We start from the raw sequence: 18,065 nt of genomic DNA, 5'->3' as shown, positions 1-18,065 counted from the left end.
CCACGACCCGTCCCGCGTGCCCGGGGCCGGCGCATGAGCGTCGTCCCGGCCGCGGACCGGATCTACCACGAGCTGCGGCGCCGGATCATCTTCACCGAGCTGCGCCCCGGCGAGGAGATCGACGTCACCGAGACGGCGTCCGAGTTCGGGACGTCGCGCACGCCGGTGCGCGACGCGCTGCACCGCCTCGACCACGACGGCCTCGTGGACGTGCGCCCGCGCGCGCTGTGCCGCGTCGCCCCGGTCACCCTCAAGACGCTCGTCGACGTGCTCGACGTGCGCGAGGCGACGGGACCGATGGCGACGCGCCTCGCGGCCGCCCATGCGAGCCCGGCCGAGGTCGACGAGCTCGCGGCGATCGCCGAGGGCACGTACCCGCAGGCGCAGGACGTGCAGTCGATCCTGTCGGCGTCGCACCTGTTCCACTGCCGGGTCGCGAAGTACTCGCGCAACCCCCGGCTGCACGCGATCACCGAGCTCGCGCTCGAGGACCTGGAGCGGGCGTTCCGGCTCTGCGGGCGCCAGCCGCTGGAGCCCGGGCCGCCGCTCGACGACCACCGGCTCCTCATCGAGGCGCTCCGCGCGGGCGACGGCGAGCGCGCGGCCCGCCTCGAGCTCGAGCACATCCGTCGCGGTCGCAGCGTCGTCATGGGCCTCGCGATCGACTCCGGGGCGTTCTTCGGCGACGACTGAGCGTCCCCGCGCGACGACCCGCGCGTCCCGCCCCACCCGCACGACCCGACCCACCGCCACCACCCGAGAGGACCGCCGTGCCCGCCACCCCCACCGTGCGCGTCGACGCCGCGGCCGCCCGTGCCCGCGCCCGCGCGGCGCTCGCCGCCCACGACCCCGCCGACGCCGACCTCGCGGCCCGCGCCGTCGTCGCGGGGGACGCGTCGGGGTGGCCGGAGTTCGGCCTCGCGCTCCTCGTCCGCGAGCTGCGGGACGCGCGCGAGCGGACGACGACGGGGCGCGCCGGGACCGGGGCGCCGTCCGCCGTCGTGACCGGGGCGACCGCGACGCTGGACGCGCACGACCTCCCCGGGCCGGTCGCGCTCGCCGCGGCGGTCCGCCGGGCGGCGGGGCTCGCCCGCGGCCTCGGCGTCGGCGTGGTCGCCGTGCGCCACGCGGGCGGGACGGGGCGCGTCGGCGCGTACGTCCGCGCGCTCGCCGAGGACGGGCTGGTCGGGGTCGCGCTCGCCCAGTCCCCCGCGACCGTCGCCCCGTACGGCGGGACCGCGCCCGTGGTCGGCACGAACCCGCTCGCCGTGGCGGTGCCGCGGGCCGGGCAGGGTCGTGCGCTCGTCGTGGACGCCGCGACGAGCGCCGTCACGCTCGCCGACGCGCGGCGCCGCGCCCGGGAGGGCACGCCCCTGCCCGACGGCGCGGCGCTCGGCCCCGACGGCGAGACCACCCGGGACGCGGGCGCCGTCGGCGCGCTGCTCCCCGCGGGGCTGCTCGGGTCCCTCCTCGGTCTCACGGTGGAGGCGCTCGCCGGGCTGCTGACCGGGGCGCGCGGCGACGCCGTGGGCCGCGGTCTCTGGGTGCTCGCGCTGGACCCCCGCGCGTTCGGCGCCGAGGACCTCGCCGACCGGGCCGACCGCCTCGGCGACGACTGGACGCGCGCCGGAGGGCGCGTCCCGGGCGACCGGCCGGACGCGGAGACGTTCGACGTCGACCGCGACGTCTGGGACGCGCTGGACCCGGCGACGGGAGGCACGCCGTGACGCTCCGGCTCACCGTCAGCCCCGCCGACGACCTGCTCGACGTCCCCCGCCGCATCGAGGTGACCGGCGCCGCCCCGGGCGCGCTCGTCACGGTCCGCGCGACGACGGACCGCTCCGGGACCGCGTGGTCCGCCCGCGCGACCTACCGCGCGGACCGGTCAGGCACCGTCCTGCTCGACCGCGACCCGCCGATGTCCGGCGACTACGGGCGCGTCGACGGGATGGCGCTCCTCACGTCGCAGCGGCCCGACCCGACGCCCGGCCGGCCGGCCGCGACCGACGTCTCGCGCCCGCTGCGCACGCGCCTCGAGGCGTGGGACGAGTCCGACGCCACGCAGCGCGCGACGGCCGACCTCGTGCAGCGCTGGACCGGGCCCGGGGTGCGACGGCGCGAGGTCCGCGAGGACGGGCTCGTCGGCACGCTCTTCGTGCCGCAAGGCGACGGTCCGCACCCGACGATCATCGTGCTCAACGGCTCCGGCGGGGGGATCAACGAGCAGCGCGGCGCGCTCTACGCGTCGCGCGGCGTGCAGGCGCTCGCGCTCGGCTACTTCGGCGTGCCCGGGCTGCCCGACCACATCACCCGCACGCCGCTGGAGTACTTCGAGACCGCGCTGCGCCACGTGCACCGCGAGCTCGCGCCGCGCGCCGGCGTCGTCGTGGTGAGCGGCCAGTCGCGGGGCGGCGAGCTCGCGCTCCTGCTGGGCGCCACCTACCCCGGCCTGGTGGGCGCCGTCGTCGCCTACGTGCCCGGGGCCCACGTGCACGGCTCCCAGGGCGCCGCGGACCCCGCGCAGGGGTGGGACTCCCCCACGTGGACGCTCGACGGCGAGCCGCTCCCGCACCTGTGGCAGGACAACCCCGGCGTGACGTGGCAGCCGTGGACCGGCGGGCCGCCCCCGGACCGGTACCGCGACGTCTACGTCGACGGCCTGCGCGACCGCCGGTTCGCCGCCGCGTCGCGCATCCCCGTCGAGCGCATCGCGGGCCCCGTCGCGTGCGTCTCCGGCATGGCCGACGGCCTGTGGCCGTCGAGCATGTACGCCCGCCAGGTCGTCGAGACGCTGCGCGCCGCGGGCCACGCCCACGAGACGCTGCTGCTCGACTACCCCGATGCGGGCCACTCGATCGCCCTGCCGCACCTCCCCGTCGCGCAGGGCCCGACGCGCCACCCCGTCTCCGGCATCGAGCTGTCGGCCGGCGGGACCCCCGCGGGCAACGCGTTCGCCGACGCCGACTCGTTCGCGCAGGTGTGCGCGTTCGTGGAGCGCGCGACGCGCGTGCCCTGACCTGCGCCCCGACCCTGTCCCGACCTGTGACCCGACCTGTGACCCGACCCGTGACCCGAAACACCGACGAGAGGACCGACATGTCCGCAGTGAGCGCCGAGTACCGCCAGGAGTGGGAGCGGTGGCACCGCGCCCGGATCGACGAGCTGACGAGCCCGTACGGGTGGATGTCCATGGTCAGCCAGGACTGGCTGACGGGCGACGAGCCGCTGCAGGTCGAGGGCGTGCCCGGCACCTGGTCGGTCCAGGACGACGAGGTCGTGTACACGCCCGACGGCAGCGGGGAGACGGTCACGCTCGACGGCGCCCCCGTGACCTCACCGACGCCCGTGTCGACCGGCCACAAGTACTCCCTCGTGCCCGCGTTCTACGGCGACCTGCGCGTCGAGACCATCCGCCGCACCGACGCGACCGGCCGCCAGATCTTCGGCGTGCGCGTCCGCGACCCGCGCGAGGCGGCCCGCAAGCGCCTCGACGACATCGAGACGTTCCCGCTCGACGAGCGGTGGGTCCTCCCGGCGCGGTTCACGCGGACGGCCGAGCAGGCGTCGGACTACCCGACGGTCGAGCGCGGCGTGTTCGAGGAGCAGCGCGTGATCGGCACCGTGACGTTCACCCTGGACGGGACGGAGCACACGCTCCTCGTCGCCGGGCGCCCGGACGACGACACGGGCATCGAGCGCGGCAACGCGCACTTCACCGACACCACGAGCGGCAAGGAGACCTACGGCAACGGCCGGCTCGTGCGCGTCCCCGACACCGAGCGGGACGGCGACACCGTGGTCGACCTCAACCGCGCCTTCTCCTTCCCGTGCGCGTTCACGAACTTCGTCACGTGCCCGCTCGCCCCGGCGCAGAACCGGCTGCCGGTCGCGGTGACCGCGGGCGAGAAGAAGCCACCGCTCCAGATCGACCGCATCCAGACCTTCGCGCAGGCCTCCTGACCCGTCCGCGCGACGCCCCCGACGGCGGGCGACCGGCGCGTCCGGTCGCCCGCCGTCGTCGTCCCGGCGGCCTCCCCGGCGTCAGCCGGCCGTCAGCACCGCCACGCCGCGCCGCAGGGCGAGCACGACCGCGCCCGCGACGAAGTAGTCCTGGTCGTCCTCGCGGCGCGCCGCCCGGACGCCGTCGTGCAGCTCCTGCGTCCGCGCCGAGAGCTCGCGCAGCGCGTCCGCGTCGGCGGGCTCCGTGCCGACGGACCGCAGCGCACCGGCGTAGGCGTCCAGGGCGCGGGCCGCGAGCGGCCGCAGGCGGGCGCCGAGCGCGGGGTCGTCGCGGTCCTCGCGCTCCCACTCGACGAGCAGCCGGACGAGCGACTCGACGACGTCGGCCGACCCCTCGAGCTCCTGCGCGCGCCGCACCTGCGACGCGGCCCAGTCGCGGTGGCGACGCAGCCGGATGTTGGCGCGCGCGGCCTCCCGGGTCCGCGCGACGGCGTCGCGCGCGCGGGTGAGCGTCGGCTCCACCTCGCGCCGCCGCTCCTCCCACTCCTCCGCCGACGGCGGGCGCTCGCCCGCGAGACCGTCGCCGAGCGCCTCGACCTGGTCGACGAGCGTGTCGCGCAGCCCGTCGAGGGCTTCCTCGGTCGGGGTGAGGGGCAGCGGGGGCACGAGCAGGTTGATGACGACGCCGATTCCCGCACCCACGACCACGAGACCGGCGTACGCGCCGACGAACTCGACCTTCGCGTCGTTGCCGATGATGAGCACGAACAGGGCCGACGTGACCGCCCACGTGCCCATCTCGCCGAACCGCCGCCACCCCGCGCACAGGAGCGCGAGGCCCACGACGACCGCCACGGACAGCGCGCTCGGGGCGAGGACGACGTCGACGCCGCGGGCGATCGCCGCGCCGACGAGGATCGCGAGGATCGCCTGGGTCGACTCGCGGACGGAGCGCGCGAGCGTGCTCGTCGTCGCGACGACCGCGCCGAGCGGGGCGTAGTAGGGGTACTCGGAGAACGGGGCCGGGGCAAGGACCCCGACGTACCACGCGACGGCCGCGGCGAGCGCCCCCTTGACGGCCAACGACCACCGGGGGTGGCGCACCCACTGCCGCTGCGCGGCCGTGACCGCGCGGCGCGCCCGTGTCCCTGCCTCCACCACCCGGGGTGCCCGGGCCGCGGGCGGGGTCGGTCCCGTCCTGCTCTCGTCTCGTGCCACGGGACGAGGGTGCCCCGCCCGGCGGGAGCCCGCACGCGCGCCCCGCCGTCCACGCGCCGGGCGCCGGGCCCGAGCAGCGGTTCGAGGTGTGAGCGGGCAGAGCCGGTGCTTCACTGGCGGCGTCGGTGCAGAGAAACGCCGACGCCGTCGAGAACACGGTGGCGTCGCGCACCCCTGCCGTCCGCCCCGTGGCTCCCACGAGGAGGCAGATGATGGTCCGCCGACGCGGCGCGGCAGCCGCAGGAACGAGCATGGTGGTCGCGGCCCTGGCCCTGACGGGCTGTGCGCAGGGCACCGGTGACGACGGCTCGGACGTCGACTTCACGGCCGACGGGTCGCCGTCGGGCGAGCTCTCGGTCATGGGTTTCGGGACCGGCGACGAGATCGGCGAGGTCCGCTACGACCGCGCCGTCGAGGGCCTCGACGGCGTCGACGTGCGCCTCTCGGAGGGCGAGCTCGACATCCAGGCCTTCCTCTCGGCGGTCGCGTCGGGCAACCCGCCAGACGTGGTGTACGCGAACCGCGACCAGATCGGCACGTTCGCGTCGCGCGACGCGATCCTCCCGCTCGACGAGTGCGTCGCGGCCGAGGAGATCGACATGGACGCGTTCGTGGACACCGCCGTCGACCAGGTGACGTTCGACGGCAGCGTGTACGGGATCCCCGAGTTCAACCAGGTCCAGGTGACGATGGCGAACGCCGACCTGCTCTCCGCGGCCGGGCTCACCGTCGAGGACGTCAACGGCTCGGACCGCGAGGCCGTCACGGCGGCGAACGAGGCGCTCCTGCGCACCGACGGCGGGACGCTGAGCGTCATCGGGTTCGACTCGAAGCTGCCCGAGTTCCTCCCGCTGTGGTCGAAGGCGGTCGGCGCCGACCTGCTCTCCGAGGACGGCCGCACCGCGCAGCTCGACGCCCCCGAGGTCGTCGAGTCGCTCGAGTGGGCGGTGGGGATCTACGACGCCCAGGGCGGCTTCCCGGCGGTCAAGACGTTCCGCGACTCCGCCGACTTCTTCGGCGCCGGGAACCAGTTCGCGACCGACGCGCTCGGCGCGATGCCGATGGAGCAGTGGTACATCAACGTGCTCAACGAGTCGTCGCCGGACGCCCCCATGGCGTTCGACGCCGTGCGCACGCCCGACGGCGACGCGATCGCGTTCGCGTCCGGCTCCGCCTGGGCCGTCCCGCGCGGGAGCGAGAACCCCGCGGCGGCGTGCCGGTTCGCGCGCCTCATGACGGAGACGGACGCCTGGGTCGAGGCGGCGCAGGCGCGCGCCGACGCGCGTGCGCAGGACGGCCTGGTCTTCACGGGCGTCCTCACCGGCAACGAGGAGGCGGACCAGCAGATTCGCGACGACCTCGTGCCCGACGACGCGCCCCAGCCGTGGCAGGACGCGATCGACGCGATGTACGAGGCGAACGACGCGACCTTCGCGCTCCCGGCGAACCCCGCGGACAACGAGTTCGAGACCGCGTGGCAGGACGCGGTGAACCGCGTCCTCAACGGCCAGCAGGAGCCGGCCGAGGCGCTCGCGCAGGCCCAGGACGAGGCGCAGAAGGCGCTCGACGACGCCTGGGCGCAGTGGGACGAGGAGGACTGAGGTGGCGGCAGCCGACGTCGCGCCGACCCTGCCGACCCCTCCCCCGGCGTCGGACGGCCACCGCACGGCGCCGGGCGGTCGCCGCCCGCGCCTGAGCGCGTCCGCGCGGCGGGAGCGCAACGCGGCGCTGCGCTTCATCAGCCCGTGGATCGTCGGGTTCCTCGTGTTCACGGCGTGGCCGATCCTCTACAGCGCCTACCTGTCGCTCACGGACTACGACGTCATCAACGACCCGACGTTCGTCGGTCTCGACAACTACCGGGAGATGGCGCAGGACCCGAAGGTCGCGCTGTCGCTGTGGAACACGCTCGTCTACACGGTGGTCCAGGTGCCCCTCTACACGGTCGTGGCGCTCGCGCTCGCTCTGCTCCTCAACCAGGCGGGCCGGTCGGCCGGCTTCTTCCGCACCGCGTTCTTCATCCCCAAGATGACGCCGCCGGTCGCCGTCGGCGTGCTGCTCCTGCTGCTGTTCAACGGCCAGTACGGCGTCGTCAACCAGGTGCTGTCCTGGTTCGGCGTCCAGGGGCCGTCGTGGACGACCGACCAGGCCTGGATCAAGCCAGGGCTCGTGCTCATCAGCCTCTGGACCGTCGGGTCGGCCGTGATCATCCTGCTCGCGGCCCTGCGCAACGTGCCGAACGACCTGTACGACGCCGCGCGCGTCGACGGGGCGGGGTTCTGGCGCCGGACGCGCGCCGTCACGGTGCCGATGATCAGCGGCGCGCTGTTCTTCGTCGTCGTCATCAACACGATCGCCGGGTTCCAGATGTTCACCGAGGCGTACTCGGCCTACTTCGGCGCCGGCAACTCCACCTACCGCAACGACGCCGCGCTGTTCTACGTGATCTACCTCTTCCAGGAGGGGTTCCAGGAGCTCCACATGGGGTACGCGTCGGCGCTCGCCTGGCTGCTGTTCGTCGTCATCATGCTCGTCACGCTCGTCCAGCTCGTCGTGTCCCGACGGCTCGTCTACTACGAGGGGGAGCAGCGATGACCACCGCACCCTCGTTCCCCCGCCCCGCCGTGAGCGGCCCGGGCGCCGCGCCGGACCCGGCCACGGGCGCGCCCGAGGCGCAAGGGCCGCCGCCCCCCGCCCGGACGCGCGGCGCCGGGCGCGGGCCGCGCCGCCGGTGGCTGCGCGCCGTCGTGCTCGCCGCGCTCGTGCTCGCCACGGTCGCGTTCGTGTACCCGCTGCTGTGGCTGCTCTCCGCGTCGTTCAAGCCGCGCGCCGAGGTGTTCGACAACCGGCTCGTGCCGCGCACGTTCACGCTCGACAACTACGTGACCGTCTGGCAGGAGGCGCCGCTCGCGCTGTGGCTCGGGAACACCGTCGTCGTCACCGTGCTCGCGGCGGGCCTCGTCACGGTGTCGAGCGCGCTGGTCGCGTGGGGCTTCGCGTTCTTCCGCTTCCGCGGCCGGGGCGCCCTGTTCGCGCTCGTGCTCGCGACCATGATGCTGCCGGGCGCCGTGACGATGATCCCCACGTTCCTCATCTGGAACCAGCTCGGGCTCGTGGGGACGAACGTGCCGCTGTGGGCGGGGAACCTGTTCGCGAGCGCGTTCTACGTGTTCCTGCTGCGGCAGTTCTTCCTCGGCCTGCCGCGCGAGCCGTTCGAGGCCGCGCGCCTCGACGGCGCGAACAACTGGCAGATGTTCTGGCGCATCGCGGTGCCGCTGTGCCGGCCCGCCCTCGTCCTGACGCTCCTCTTCGAGGCCCAGGCAGCCTGGACGGACCTCATGCGCCCGCTCATCTACCTGCAGGACTCGTCGACGTTCACCATCCCGCGCGGCCTCAAGGCGCTCATCGACCAGTTCGGCCCCGGCGGCGAGTCGCAGTGGGAGGTCGTCGTCACGGCCTCCGTCATCACGACCCTCCCGATGATCCTCCTCTTCTTCCTCGGCCAGCGGCACTTCGTCGAGGGGGTGGCGACGACGGGGAGCAAGGGCTGAGCCCGCCGTCCCCACCACGCACGCGCACCACGCACCACGCACACGCACCACCCACGGAAGGACGGCAGCACCATGCGAGCACTGACCTGGCAGGGACGCGAGAAAGTGAGCGTCGAGGACGTGCCCGACCCCCGGATCGAGCAGCCCACGGACGCGATCGTGCGCGTCACGTCGACCGCGATCTGCGGCTCCGACCTGCACCTGTACGGGGTGCTCGGGATGTTCCTCGACTCCGGCGACGTCCTGGGCCACGAGGCCATGGGCGTCGTCGAGGAGGTCGGGCCCGAGGCGGGGAACCTCCGGGTCGGCGACCGCGTCGTCGTCCCGTTCAACATCGCGTGCGGGCACTGCTGGATGTGCGAGCGCGGGCTGCAGACCCAGTGCGAGACGACGCAGGTCCGGTCGCAGGACAAGGGCGCCGCGCTCTTCGGGTACACCAAGCTCTACGGCCAGGTGCCCGGCGGGCAGGCCCAGTACCTGCGCGTGCCGCAGGCCCAGTACGGGCCGGTCGTCGTGCCCGACGACGGCTCCCCGGACGAGCGCTACCTCTACCTCTCCGACGTCGTGCCCACCGCGTGGCAGGCCGTCGAGTACGCCGACGTGCCGCCCGGCGGCACGGTCGTGGTGCTGGGGCTCGGCCCGATCGGGCAGATGTCCGCCCGGATCGCGCTGCACCGCGGCGCGTCCCGCGTCGTCGGGATCGAGCGCGTGCCGGAGCGGCGCGCGATGGCCGAGCGTCACGGCGTCGAGACCCTCGACCCGTCGGCGGTCGACGACCTCGTCGGCGCGGTGCGCGACCTCACGTCGGGCCGCGGTGCGGACTCCGTCATCGACGCCGTCGGGATGGAGGCGCACGGCTCCCCCGTCGCCGAGGCCACCCAGAAGGTCGTCGGCGTCCTGCCCGACGCGCTCGCCGCGCCCCTCACCGAGCGCGCCGCGACCGACCGCCTCGCGGCCCTCTACACCGCGATCGACCTCGTCCGCCGCGGCGGCACGATCTCGATCTCCGGCGTCTACGGCGGGGCGAAGGACCCGCTGCCCATGATGCAGCTCTTCGACAAGCAGGTGACCCTGCGCATGGGCCAGGCGAACGTGCGCCGCTGGACCGACGACGTCCTCCCCCTCGCCGCCGACGTCTCCGACCCGCTCGGCGTGCTGGACCTGCGCACGCACCGGCTGCCGCTCGAGTCGGCGCCCGACGCGTACCGCACGTTCCAGCGCAAGGAGGACGGCTGCATCAAGGTCGTGCTCGACCCGTGGGCCTGACCACCGTCGACGCCGTCGTGGTCGGGGCGGGGCCCAACGGCCTCGTCGCCGCGAACGCGCTCGCCGACGCCGGGTGGGACGTGCTCGTCCTCGAGGCGCAGGAGACGTACGGCGGCGCGGTCCGCTCCGCCGAGGTCGCGGCGCCGGGGTACGAGACGGACCTCTTCAGCGCGTTCTACCCGCTCGCCGCGGGGTCGCCCGTGATCCGGGGACTGCACCTCGAGGAGCACGGCCTCACGTGGTCCCGCGCCCCGGACGTCCTCGCGCACGCCCTCGACGACGGCGGTGCCGCCGTCCTGCGCGCCCGCGCCGAGGACACGGCCGCCGGGCTCGACGAGGTCGCACCCGGCGACGGCGACGCGTGGCTCGAGCTCGTGGCGGGCTGGGACCGCGTGCGCGACCCGCTCCTCGACGCGCTGTTCAGCCCGCTCCCGGCGGCCGGGCCGGTGCTGCGCGTGCTGCGCCGGCTCGGCGCGGCGGGCACGCTCGACCTGGCCCGGCTCGCCGTCCTGCCCGTGCGCCGCCTGGCCGACGAGACGTTCCGCGGCGAGGGGGGCGGCCTGCTGCTCACCGGCAACGCCATGCACGCCGACGTCCCGCCCGACGCCGCGGGCAGCGGCGTGTTCGGCTGGCTGCTCGCCATGCTCGGCCAGGACGTGGGCTTCCCCGTACCGACCGGGGGTGCCGGCCGGCTCCCCGACGCGCTCGTCTCCCGGCTGCGCGCCCGCGGGGGCGACGTCGTCACCGGCGCGCGGGTCGAGCGCGTGCACGTGGTGCGCGGTCGCGCGGTCGGCGTGAGCACGGCCGACGGGCGGCACGTGCGCGCCCGCCACGCCGTGCTCGCCGACGTCAGCGCGCCCGCGCTCTACCTCGACCTCGTCGGCGCCGACCGGCTCCCGGCGCGGCTCGTGCGCGACCTCGGCCGGTTCCAGTGGGACCACCCGACCGTGAAGGTGAGCTGGGCGCTCGACCGGCCCGTGCCGTGGACCGCGCCCGGGGCGCGCGGTGCGGGCACGGTGCACCTCGGCGTCGACCGGGCGGGGTTCGTCGACGTCGCGGCCTCGCTCTCGCGCGGCCACGTCCCCGAGCGGCCGTTCCTCGTCCTCGGGCAGATGACGACGTCGGACCCCACGCGGTCGCCCGCGGGCACGGAGTCGGCGTGGGCCTACACGCACGTGCCGCACGGCGTCCCGTGGACGCGCGAGCGCGTCACGGACGAGGTGCGCCGCGTGGAGGACGCGGTCGAGCGGGTCGCGCCCGGCTTCGCCGACACGGTCGTGGATCGCTTCGTGCAGACCCCGGCTGACCTGGAGGCGGCCGACGCAAACCTCGCGGGCGGGGCGATCAACGGCGGCACGTCGGCCGTCCACCAGGAGCTCTTCCTGCGCCCGACGCCCGGCCTCGGCCGCCCCGAGACGCCCGTCGCGTCGCTCTACCTCGCGAGCGCGTCCGCCCATCCCGGCGGCGGGGTCCACGGGGCGTGCGGGTGGAACGCGGCGCGGGCCGCTCTCGCCGCCGCCGGACCGCGCGGGTCGCTGCGCCGCGCGCTCGTGCGCACCGCGTGGGCACGGCTGCTGCGCGACCCCTGACGCGGGGGCGCCGCGGGCACGGTGCTGCCGCGCTACGGGGTCCGGCGCTCCGCGAGGTACGCGAGCCGGCGCAGGGCCTCGACGTTCCGGGGGCCGATCACCGCGCTGCGCACCGGCCGGGGCACGAGCGTGCCCGGACCCTTCTCGGCGTCCTCCGTGATCCGCACGGTGCAGCCCTGCTCCGTCGGGCGCACCTCGATCCGCACGCGCGCCTCGCCCGCGGGCCAGCCGCGCGCCTGGAGGTCGATCCCCCGGTCCGGGTCCCAGGCGCGCACGACCGTCTCGTCGTCGAGCAGCGCGGGCCACAGCCCGACCGAGTGCAGGATCCGCGACCCGGGCGCGGGCCACGTGTCGTCGACGGCACGGATGCGTGCCGTCCCGACGACCCACGTCGAGTACGACCAGCCGTCCGCGAGGACGCCGAGCACCGCGTCGGAGGGGCATCGCACGGCCCGAGTGACGGTCACCATGAGGCGACGCTAGTCGCGCGCCCCGCACTGGCAACCGCTCGCGCACCCCGGCGCGAGTGCGCGCGAGCGGGAGGCACCCGCCGTAGCGTGAGGACCTGCCCGCGTGGGCGCGGGCGCCGACCTCCAGGAGGGCACGATGGGCATCGCCAGCTTCCCGCAGGAGCTCGCGGACCGGGCCGCGACGATCCTCGGCCACGGCCTCGAGGTCAGCGTGACGATGCGCCAGGCCGGCGTGAGCGTGCGCGCGGGCAGCAGCACCGACGCCGCGGCGCGCTGCGACCAGGCCGAGGCGCTCGACGACGCCGGCCCCTGCATCGACGCGATGGACGACGGCGGCTCCCGGCTCGTGCCGTCCGTCGAGGAGTCGGTCGGCTGGGAGCGCTGGGCACGACAGTGCGCCGAGGAGGGCTTCGTCTCCTCGGTCGCCGTCCCCGCGATCGTCACCGCGGACGTTGCCGTCGCGCTCAACCTGTACTCGCGCGCACCCGACCCGTGGACGCCGGAGCTCCTGACCGCCGCCGACGCGTACGCCCAGCTCGTGGCGTCCGCGGTCGGGCTGCGGCTCGAGCTGGCGGTGCTCGAGGACTCGACCGCGGGCTTCTACCGGGACATGTCCGACGCCGTCGCCACGGAGCGCGCCGTCGGCGCGATCATGCAGACGAACCAGTGCTCCGCCGACGTGGCCCGCCGCATCATCGACTCGGCGTCCCGGCACCGGAACGTGAGCCCGCGCGAGGTCGCCGAGTCCCTCCTTCGCGCGCTCGTCGTCGAGGACGCCCCGGACCCCGCCGACGACGACCCGGGCCGCTCGTGAACGGCCCGGCCGACGCGGCGCGCGCGCACGACCGCCGGACCGTCCTGTCGGGCGTCCTGTTCGGTGCCGGGATCGCGGCGTCGATCATCGACCTGTTCGTGTTCCACCTGGGCCTGCAGTGGCACCACTTCTACGACCTGTCGACGACACAGGTCGCGCTCGCCGCGGACGGCGTCTTCCACGCGGTGGGCTGGTTCGTCACCGTCTGGGGGCTGTTCCTGCTCGCCGACGTGCGCCGCCGCACGGAGGTGTCGTGGTCGCGCTGGGTCGGGGCCGTGGTCGTCGGCGTCGGGGGCTTCCAGCTCCTGGACGGCGTCCTCAACCACAAGATCCTCGGGATCCACCAGATCCGGTACGGCGTCGACCTCCTGGTGTACGACGTCGTGTGGATCGGGACGGCGGTCGTCGCGCTCGTCGTCGGGCTGGTCGTCCTGCGCCGCGCGCGGCCCGCTCGTGCCGGCGCCGCCGGGACCGCGTGATGCCCCCGCACCATCACGCCGCGACCGGCGGGCCCGCCCTGCTGACGGTCGTCGCGGTCGTCGCGCTCGCCCTGGGCGCCGCCGCCTACGCCGCCGGGCTGCGGGCGGCCCGGTCGCGCAGCCCCTGGCCCGTGCGGCGCACGCTGTCCTGGTACGCGGGGCTCGCGTGCGCGGGCGTCGCGACCGTCGGGCCGCTCGCGGAGGCGTCGCGGTCGGGCTTCACGGCCCACATGGCCGGGCACGTCCTGCTGGGCATGCTGGCGCCGCTGCTCCTCGTGCTCGCCGCGCCCGTCTCGCTGCTCCTGCGCGCGCTGCCGCCCGCCCGGGCGCGTCGCGTCAGCGCGGTGCTGCGCTCCCCCGTGCCGCGCGTCGTCGGCCACCCCGTGGTCGCGGGCCTCCTCGACGCGGGCGGGCTCTGGCTCCTGTACACGACAGGGCTGTTCCACCTCGCCCACTCCTCCGCCGTCGTGGGCGTGGTCGTGCACGCGCACGTCCTGCTCGCGGGCTGGTTGTTCACCGCGTCGCTCGTCGGACCGGACCCGCACCCGTCCCGCGCGTCCTTCCGGGTGCGCGCGGGCGTGCTCGTCGCCTTCGTCGCCGCGCACTCCGTGCTCACGAAGTGGCTCTACGCCCACCCGCCGGCGGGCGTCTCCCCCGCCGACGCGCGCACGGGCGCGCAGCTCATGTACTACGCGGGCGACGTCGTGGACGTCACGCTCATGGTGCTCCTCGTGGCCGGGTGGTACGCGGCGACGCGGCCCCGGGAGATCCCGGCCGCGCGCGTGCGCACGCGACCCGGGCTCGCGTGACGGCGCCGCTCCTCACGTGCCGTCGTCGCCCGCGTCGAACGCCTCCCGGTAGAGCCGGCCCGCCTCCTCGACGACCCGCGGGTCGAGCGACGCGGCCGGCACGACGTCCACGAGGAGCGGCTCGCTGTCCGGGCCGCGCCCGGCGACCTCGCCCGTGAGGAGCCACGGGAAGCGCTCCGGCGTCATGAGGTGCGCGTACTGGCAGAGCTGGCGTGCCACCCAGTGCTCCACCGGGCGGTCCCACCACGGCTCGGGCGTCAGCGGGTTGACGCTGAGACCGGGCAGCAGGCACCCGCTCTCGTGGTCGCGGCTCACGCTCTCGGCATCCTGCTCCGGACCGCCGCTGAACCGCACGTAGAGGGGGCGCACCACCTCCACGAGCCCGGCGACCTCCGCGAGGCTCCGCAGGCGGGGCAACGTGTCGAGCATGCTGGGCGCGTCGGGCATCGGGACCTCCTGGACTGGCGTCGCTGCGTGCCGGCGGGGCCCCTTCTCGACTCTCCGTGGCGGACGGGACCTGCCGGTCACGCCCGCCGTCCCCAGGCTACGAGCGGGTCCGCGGCCAGGCATCCCCAGCCCTGCGAGCGCCGGGAGGTCGTGCGACGGTGGCAGGACGCGCCGCCCGTCCGGGGCGCGAGACAGCACGAGAGCCCGACCGAGGAGGCCGACATTGAGCGAGAACGACGAGCGCGGCTACGACCCCGCCGAGGACCCGGACGCCGACCCGCGGTCGCTCAACCCCCGCGAGGGGCGGCAGGCGAGCGGCTCGGGGTCGGAGGACACGGACCCGGACGCCGAGCCGGGGAACGTCAACCCGCGCACCGGCGGGGAGGCGTCCGGCGACGCCTGACGCACGGCAGCACGAGGGCCCGGGTGCGGCGCACCCGGGCCCTCGTGCCGTCCGGGCGGTGCCTAGGCGGCCGCGCTCGTGGCGAGCTCGCCCTCCCGACGGGCGGTCTCGCCGCGCAGCCCGAACCGCAGACCGAGGTGGTCCATCGTCGGCGGGAGCGGGTCCTGGGCGAGGTAGCGGCCGCGCGCGACGGCCAGGTCGAGGCGCACGACGCGCGCGAGCGTGTGCGACGCCAGGAGCAGCACGACGTTGCGGCCGGGGCACGACACGGGACCGCCGCTGAACGGGACGAGGCCCCAGTCGGCGTCGGCCCGGCCGTCGAGCCACGCCTCGGGCGTGAACGCGTCGGCGAACGGCAGGCGGTCCGCGTCCCGGTGGAAGAACGCGCTGAGCACGACGAACCCGGTGCCCGCCGGGAAGGTGCGCGCGCCCCAGCGCACGGGGGCGGTCGCGTCGCGCAGGATCGCGAGCGTCGTCGGCCACAGCCGGACGGACTCGAGCACGCACCCGCGGGCGTACGGGAGGACGGCCGGACCGTCCCCGGCGGTCGCCGGCTCCGCGAGCAGCCGGTCGCGCACGGCGGGCCGCGCCGCGGCGACCGCGAGCGCGCGGAACGTCGCGGCGCCCGCCGCGTCGAACGCGAAGAGCCAGTGCGGGATCTGCCGGCGCACGGCGTCCGCCCCGCCCGCGTCGCGGCCGCGCGCCGCGAGGGTCCCCGGCTCGGCGACGGCCACGTGCTCGGCGATCCGCCGTTCGAGGGCGGCGCGGAGCCAGGGCCGGCGCGGCCGGAACCACGACCAGTTCCCGTCGCGCCGCATCGCGTCGAGGATCGCGACGAGGCGCTCGTCGTCGCGCGCCGCCCGGCCGAGGACGACCGTCCGCACGGTGCGCCACCACGACGCGGCGAACGTGTCCCAGTCGAGCCGGCCCGACGCGTCGACGGTCGCGACGAGCGCGCGGGTCTCGCGCTCGACCGCGGCGACGAACGCGTCCCCGTCGCGGTGCACGGGCTCGGACATGTCGAGCACCGCCTCGTTGTACGGGCGGCGCACCAGCCGCTCCGGGAGCGGCGAGATCAGCACGCCGTCCGGCTGGAAGTGGGCGAGCGCGCCCCGCTTCTCCCAGGACGCCGGCGTGAAGGGCTCGGGCGAGCCCGCCAGGATGCGCTCGACGTGCTCGGGCCGCGTGGCGAGCACGAGCCGCCGGCCCCCGAGGCGCACGACGAGCGGCGCGCCGTCGTACCGGGCGCGCAGCCGCTCGAGGACCCGGCGCGACGTGCGGTCGACCTGGCGTCGCTCCGCCCAGGCGGTCGCGCGGGGACGCCGCACGATGGCGCCCTGGGCGACGAGCGGACCGAGCACGTCCCGCAGGACGCGCCCGGTCTCGCTCGCCGTCAGGTCGACCGGGGTGTCCGTCACGCGGCCGTCCTCGTGGTCGGCGTCGCGGGACCGGTCTCCCGGCGCGCCGGCCACAGCGCGATGGCGAGGCCCGCGGCCGCGCTCACCGCGTGCAGCACGTTGTCCGCGCCGTTGATGTTGAGGACGTTCGCCTCCGGGTCGTTCACGACGACCAGCCCGTAGACGAACGCGGCCCCGTAGCCGATCGCGAGGATCCAGCCGTACGTCCTGGCGCTCGACGACCGGCTCCACAGCAGCACGCCGAGGAGGCCGATGACGAGGTGGACGACGTTGTGCAGCGGGTTGATCGCGAAGACCAGCAGGGTCTGCGAGTGGTCGTGCACGGTCCACCCGTCGAACCCCGTGACGGCGAACCCGACGACGCCCACCAGCAGGTAGACGATCCCGATGACGAGCGCCAGGTACTGGTGCACGCCCCGCGCCGGGCGGTCGGCCCGCGCGGCGTCCCGTGGTGCGGATGCGGCGGTCATGTCGGTCTCCCCCTCTCAGTCCTTGTGCAGGGCGTCCTTGACGGCACCCTTCGCCTTCTCGAGCGTCGAGGGCTTCCCGGTCGTGCCGTGGAAGCGCTCGTCCGGCGTCGTGGGCGGCGGCATCGGGACGCCCGCGGGCGGCTCGGCGACGTACGTGAACTCGCCCTTGCCGTCGGGGGTCGGGCCGCTCGCCCAGCGCCCCTCGGACGCGTGCTCGCCGTCGGAGAAGTTGATGTACTGGTAGGACACGTCGCGGTCCTCCTTCGACAGCGGGAACGTGCTGGGCACCGGCAGCTCCTCGACGCCCTCGTCGCGCAGCTCCTGCGCCGCCGCGAGCCACTGGTTCTGGTGCATCGTGTCGCGCGCGAGCAGGAACGCCAGCAGGTCCTTCACCCCCGCGTCGTCGGTCATGTGGTAGAGCCGCGCCACCTGCACGCGGCCCTGCATCTCGGCGTTGGCGTTGGCCGTGAAGTCGGCGAGCAGGTTCCCGCTCGCGGTCACGTACCCGGCCGACCAGGGGTTGCCGTTCGAGTCGACGGGCCGTGCACCGGCCCCCGCGACGATCGCGTGCTGCGGGTCCGTGCCGCCGATGATCGCCGCCACGGTCGGGTCGTTCTGGACCGCTCCCTCGACGGCGCCGACGGGCGCCTTCTCGAGGAGCTGCGCGATCATCGTCGCGAGCATCTCGACGTGCCCGAACTCCTCGGCACCGATGCCGTAGAGCAGGTCGCGGTACTTGCCGGGGATGTGGGCGTTCCAGGACTGGAAGCCGTACTGCATGGCCACGGTGATCTCGCCGTACTGCCCGCCCAGCACCTCCTGGAGCTTGCGGGCGTAGACGGCGTCCGGGCGGTCCGGCGTGGCCTGGTGCTGGAGCTCTTGACGGTGGAAGAACATGTTCTCTCCCTCGGGAGGTCGCCTCCCCGCACGAGCGTGCGCGGAGGACCACGGCACGCGCCCCGTTCTCGACGCGTCGAGCGTCCTCCCACCCTGTGGCCGTCCGCCGCCGGTCGCATCTGGGGGCCGCCGAGACGCGACACGCCGGATTTCACCCCCGGCGGGGAACGCCGCCGCGGGAGCCGAGCCCCTAGCGTGGTGCCCGTCGCGGGGCAGCCGGTGAAGAAGACCGCCGCACGCCTGCCCCGCGGCGAACCGCCCTCGTCCGGGCCCG

The 18,065-nt window shown here is 75.5% G+C and carries 19 protein-coding genes; 13 read left to right on the top strand and 6 right to left on the bottom strand.

Features of this window, described 5'->3' with window-relative positions; all coding sequences use genetic code 11:
• Positions 1–33: 33 nt before the first annotated feature.
• The 4 genes from B8281_RS12085 to B8281_RS12070 all read left to right on the top strand — a co-directional run bounded on the left by B8281_RS12085 (position 34) and on the right by B8281_RS12070 (position 3,960).
• Positions 34–693, top strand: coding sequence for a GntR family transcriptional regulator (locus B8281_RS12085; protein ID WP_021483335.1), 660 nt, complete (start codon positions 34–36; stop codon positions 691–693).
• A 77-nt stretch (positions 694–770) separates the two neighbouring features.
• The gene (locus B8281_RS12080; RefSeq protein WP_198163062.1) at positions 771–1,727 is read left to right on the top strand and encodes an Ldh family oxidoreductase; all 957 of its coding nucleotides are present in this window, start codon (positions 771–773) and stop codon (positions 1,725–1,727) included.
• Positions 1,724–3,016 carry an acyl-CoA thioester hydrolase/BAAT C-terminal domain-containing protein gene (locus B8281_RS12075; RefSeq protein WP_085387841.1) on the top strand — a complete coding sequence of 431 codons (1,293 nt, stop codon included), beginning with the start codon at positions 1,724–1,726 and terminating at the stop codon, positions 3,014–3,016. The genes B8281_RS12080 and B8281_RS12075 overlap by 4 nt, the downstream gene beginning before the upstream one ends.
• An 80-nt stretch (positions 3,017–3,096) precedes the next feature.
• Positions 3,097–3,960, top strand: coding sequence for a DUF1684 domain-containing protein (locus B8281_RS12070; RefSeq protein ID WP_021480896.1), 864 nt, complete (start codon positions 3,097–3,099; stop codon positions 3,958–3,960).
• 81 nt (positions 3,961–4,041) lie between these two features.
• Here the strand turns inward: B8281_RS12070 and B8281_RS12065 are convergent, their stop codons facing one another.
• Positions 4,042–5,178 carry a hypothetical protein gene (locus B8281_RS12065; protein WP_157446624.1) on the bottom strand — a complete coding sequence of 379 codons (1,137 nt, stop codon included), beginning with the start codon at positions 5,176–5,178 and terminating at the stop codon, positions 4,042–4,044.
• 212 nt (positions 5,179–5,390) lie between these two features.
• Here B8281_RS12065 and B8281_RS12060 point away from each other — a divergent pair, with 212 nt between their 5' ends.
• The 5 genes from B8281_RS12060 to B8281_RS12040 all read left to right on the top strand — a co-directional run bounded on the left by B8281_RS12060 (position 5,391) and on the right by B8281_RS12040 (position 11,584).
• The gene (locus tag B8281_RS12060; RefSeq protein WP_043659040.1) at positions 5,391–6,779 is read left to right on the top strand and encodes an extracellular solute-binding protein; all 1,389 of its coding nucleotides are present in this window, start codon (positions 5,391–5,393) and stop codon (positions 6,777–6,779) included.
• Position 6,780: 1 nt separating this feature from the next.
• Complete coding sequence (locus B8281_RS12055) at positions 6,781–7,773, top strand: carbohydrate ABC transporter permease (protein WP_232322557.1); 993 nt, start codon at positions 6,781–6,783, stop codon at positions 7,771–7,773.
• Positions 7,770–8,729 (top strand): carbohydrate ABC transporter permease, encoded by a 960-nt coding sequence (locus B8281_RS12050; RefSeq protein ID WP_085387839.1) that lies wholly within the window; start codon positions 7,770–7,772, stop codon positions 8,727–8,729. Before B8281_RS12055 ends, B8281_RS12050 begins: the two co-directional genes overlap by 4 nt.
• 72 nt (positions 8,730–8,801) lie before the next feature.
• Complete coding sequence (locus B8281_RS12045; protein ID WP_021482794.1) at positions 8,802–9,995, top strand: zinc-dependent alcohol dehydrogenase; 1,194 nt, start codon at positions 8,802–8,804, stop codon at positions 9,993–9,995.
• Positions 9,986–11,584, top strand: a complete 1,599-nt coding sequence (locus B8281_RS12040; RefSeq protein ID WP_232322556.1) for an NAD(P)/FAD-dependent oxidoreductase — start codon at positions 9,986–9,988, stop codon at positions 11,582–11,584. The genes B8281_RS12045 and B8281_RS12040 overlap by 10 nt, the downstream gene beginning before the upstream one ends.
• A gap of 32 nt (positions 11,585–11,616) precedes the next feature.
• Here B8281_RS12040 and B8281_RS12035 read toward each other — a convergent pair whose 3' ends face one another.
• A complete protein-coding gene (locus tag B8281_RS12035; RefSeq protein ID WP_043659384.1) occupies positions 11,617–12,054 on the bottom strand; it encodes an SRPBCC family protein in 438 nt (145 codons plus the stop codon).
• 103 nt (positions 12,055–12,157) lie between these two features.
• On the opposite strand from B8281_RS12035, the gene B8281_RS12030 reads away from it, so the two are divergent.
• The 3 genes from B8281_RS12030 to B8281_RS12020 are packed head-to-tail and all read left to right on the top strand — an operon-like array spanning position 12,158 to position 14,156.
• Positions 12,158–12,868 (top strand): GAF and ANTAR domain-containing protein, encoded by a 711-nt coding sequence (locus B8281_RS12030; protein ID WP_085387838.1) that lies wholly within the window; start codon positions 12,158–12,160, stop codon positions 12,866–12,868.
• A complete protein-coding gene (locus tag B8281_RS12025) occupies positions 12,865–13,347 on the top strand; it encodes a DUF2243 domain-containing protein (protein WP_085387837.1) in 483 nt (160 codons plus the stop codon). The genes B8281_RS12030 and B8281_RS12025 overlap by 4 nt, the downstream gene beginning before the upstream one ends.
• Positions 13,347–14,156 (top strand): cytochrome c oxidase assembly protein, encoded by an 810-nt coding sequence (locus B8281_RS12020; protein ID WP_085387836.1) that lies wholly within the window; start codon positions 13,347–13,349, stop codon positions 14,154–14,156. The genes B8281_RS12025 and B8281_RS12020 overlap by 1 nt, the downstream gene beginning before the upstream one ends.
• 12 nt (positions 14,157–14,168) lie before the next feature.
• On the opposite strand, the gene B8281_RS12015 is transcribed toward B8281_RS12020, so the two are convergent.
• Entirely contained in the window at positions 14,169–14,603 is a 435-nt protein-coding gene (locus tag B8281_RS12015) for a DUF6098 family protein (RefSeq protein WP_085387835.1), read from the bottom strand.
• A 223-nt stretch (positions 14,604–14,826) separates the two neighbouring features.
• Here B8281_RS12015 and B8281_RS12010 point away from each other — a divergent pair, with 223 nt between their 5' ends.
• Complete coding sequence (locus tag B8281_RS12010) at positions 14,827–15,006, top strand: hypothetical protein (RefSeq protein WP_021482207.1); 180 nt, start codon at positions 14,827–14,829, stop codon at positions 15,004–15,006.
• 62 nt (positions 15,007–15,068) lie between these two features.
• Here the strand turns inward: B8281_RS12010 and B8281_RS12005 are convergent, their stop codons facing one another.
• The 3 genes from B8281_RS12005 to B8281_RS11995 are packed head-to-tail and all read right to left on the bottom strand — an operon-like array spanning position 15,069 to position 17,791.
• Positions 15,069–16,424 carry a cytochrome P450 gene (locus B8281_RS12005; protein WP_157446623.1) on the bottom strand — a complete coding sequence of 452 codons (1,356 nt, stop codon included), beginning with the start codon at positions 16,422–16,424 and terminating at the stop codon, positions 15,069–15,071.
• On the bottom strand, positions 16,421–16,894 hold the full coding sequence (locus B8281_RS12000; RefSeq protein WP_021483047.1) for a DUF4383 domain-containing protein: 474 nt from the start codon (positions 16,892–16,894) through the stop codon (positions 16,421–16,423). Before B8281_RS12000 ends, B8281_RS12005 begins: the two co-directional genes overlap by 4 nt.
• Positions 16,895–16,909: 15 nt before the next feature.
• Positions 16,910–17,791, bottom strand: coding sequence for a manganese catalase family protein (locus B8281_RS11995; RefSeq protein ID WP_076405000.1), 882 nt, complete (start codon positions 17,789–17,791; stop codon positions 16,910–16,912).
• Between the last annotated feature and the right edge of the window lie 274 nt (positions 17,792–18,065).

The organism is Cellulosimicrobium sp. TH-20, from assembly GCF_002105775.1.
Lineage (GTDB): Bacteria > Actinomycetota > Actinomycetes > Actinomycetales > Cellulomonadaceae > Cellulosimicrobium > Cellulosimicrobium funkei.
Note: the sequence above shows the minus strand (reverse complement) of the source record. Positions and strands in the feature narration are given on the sequence as shown.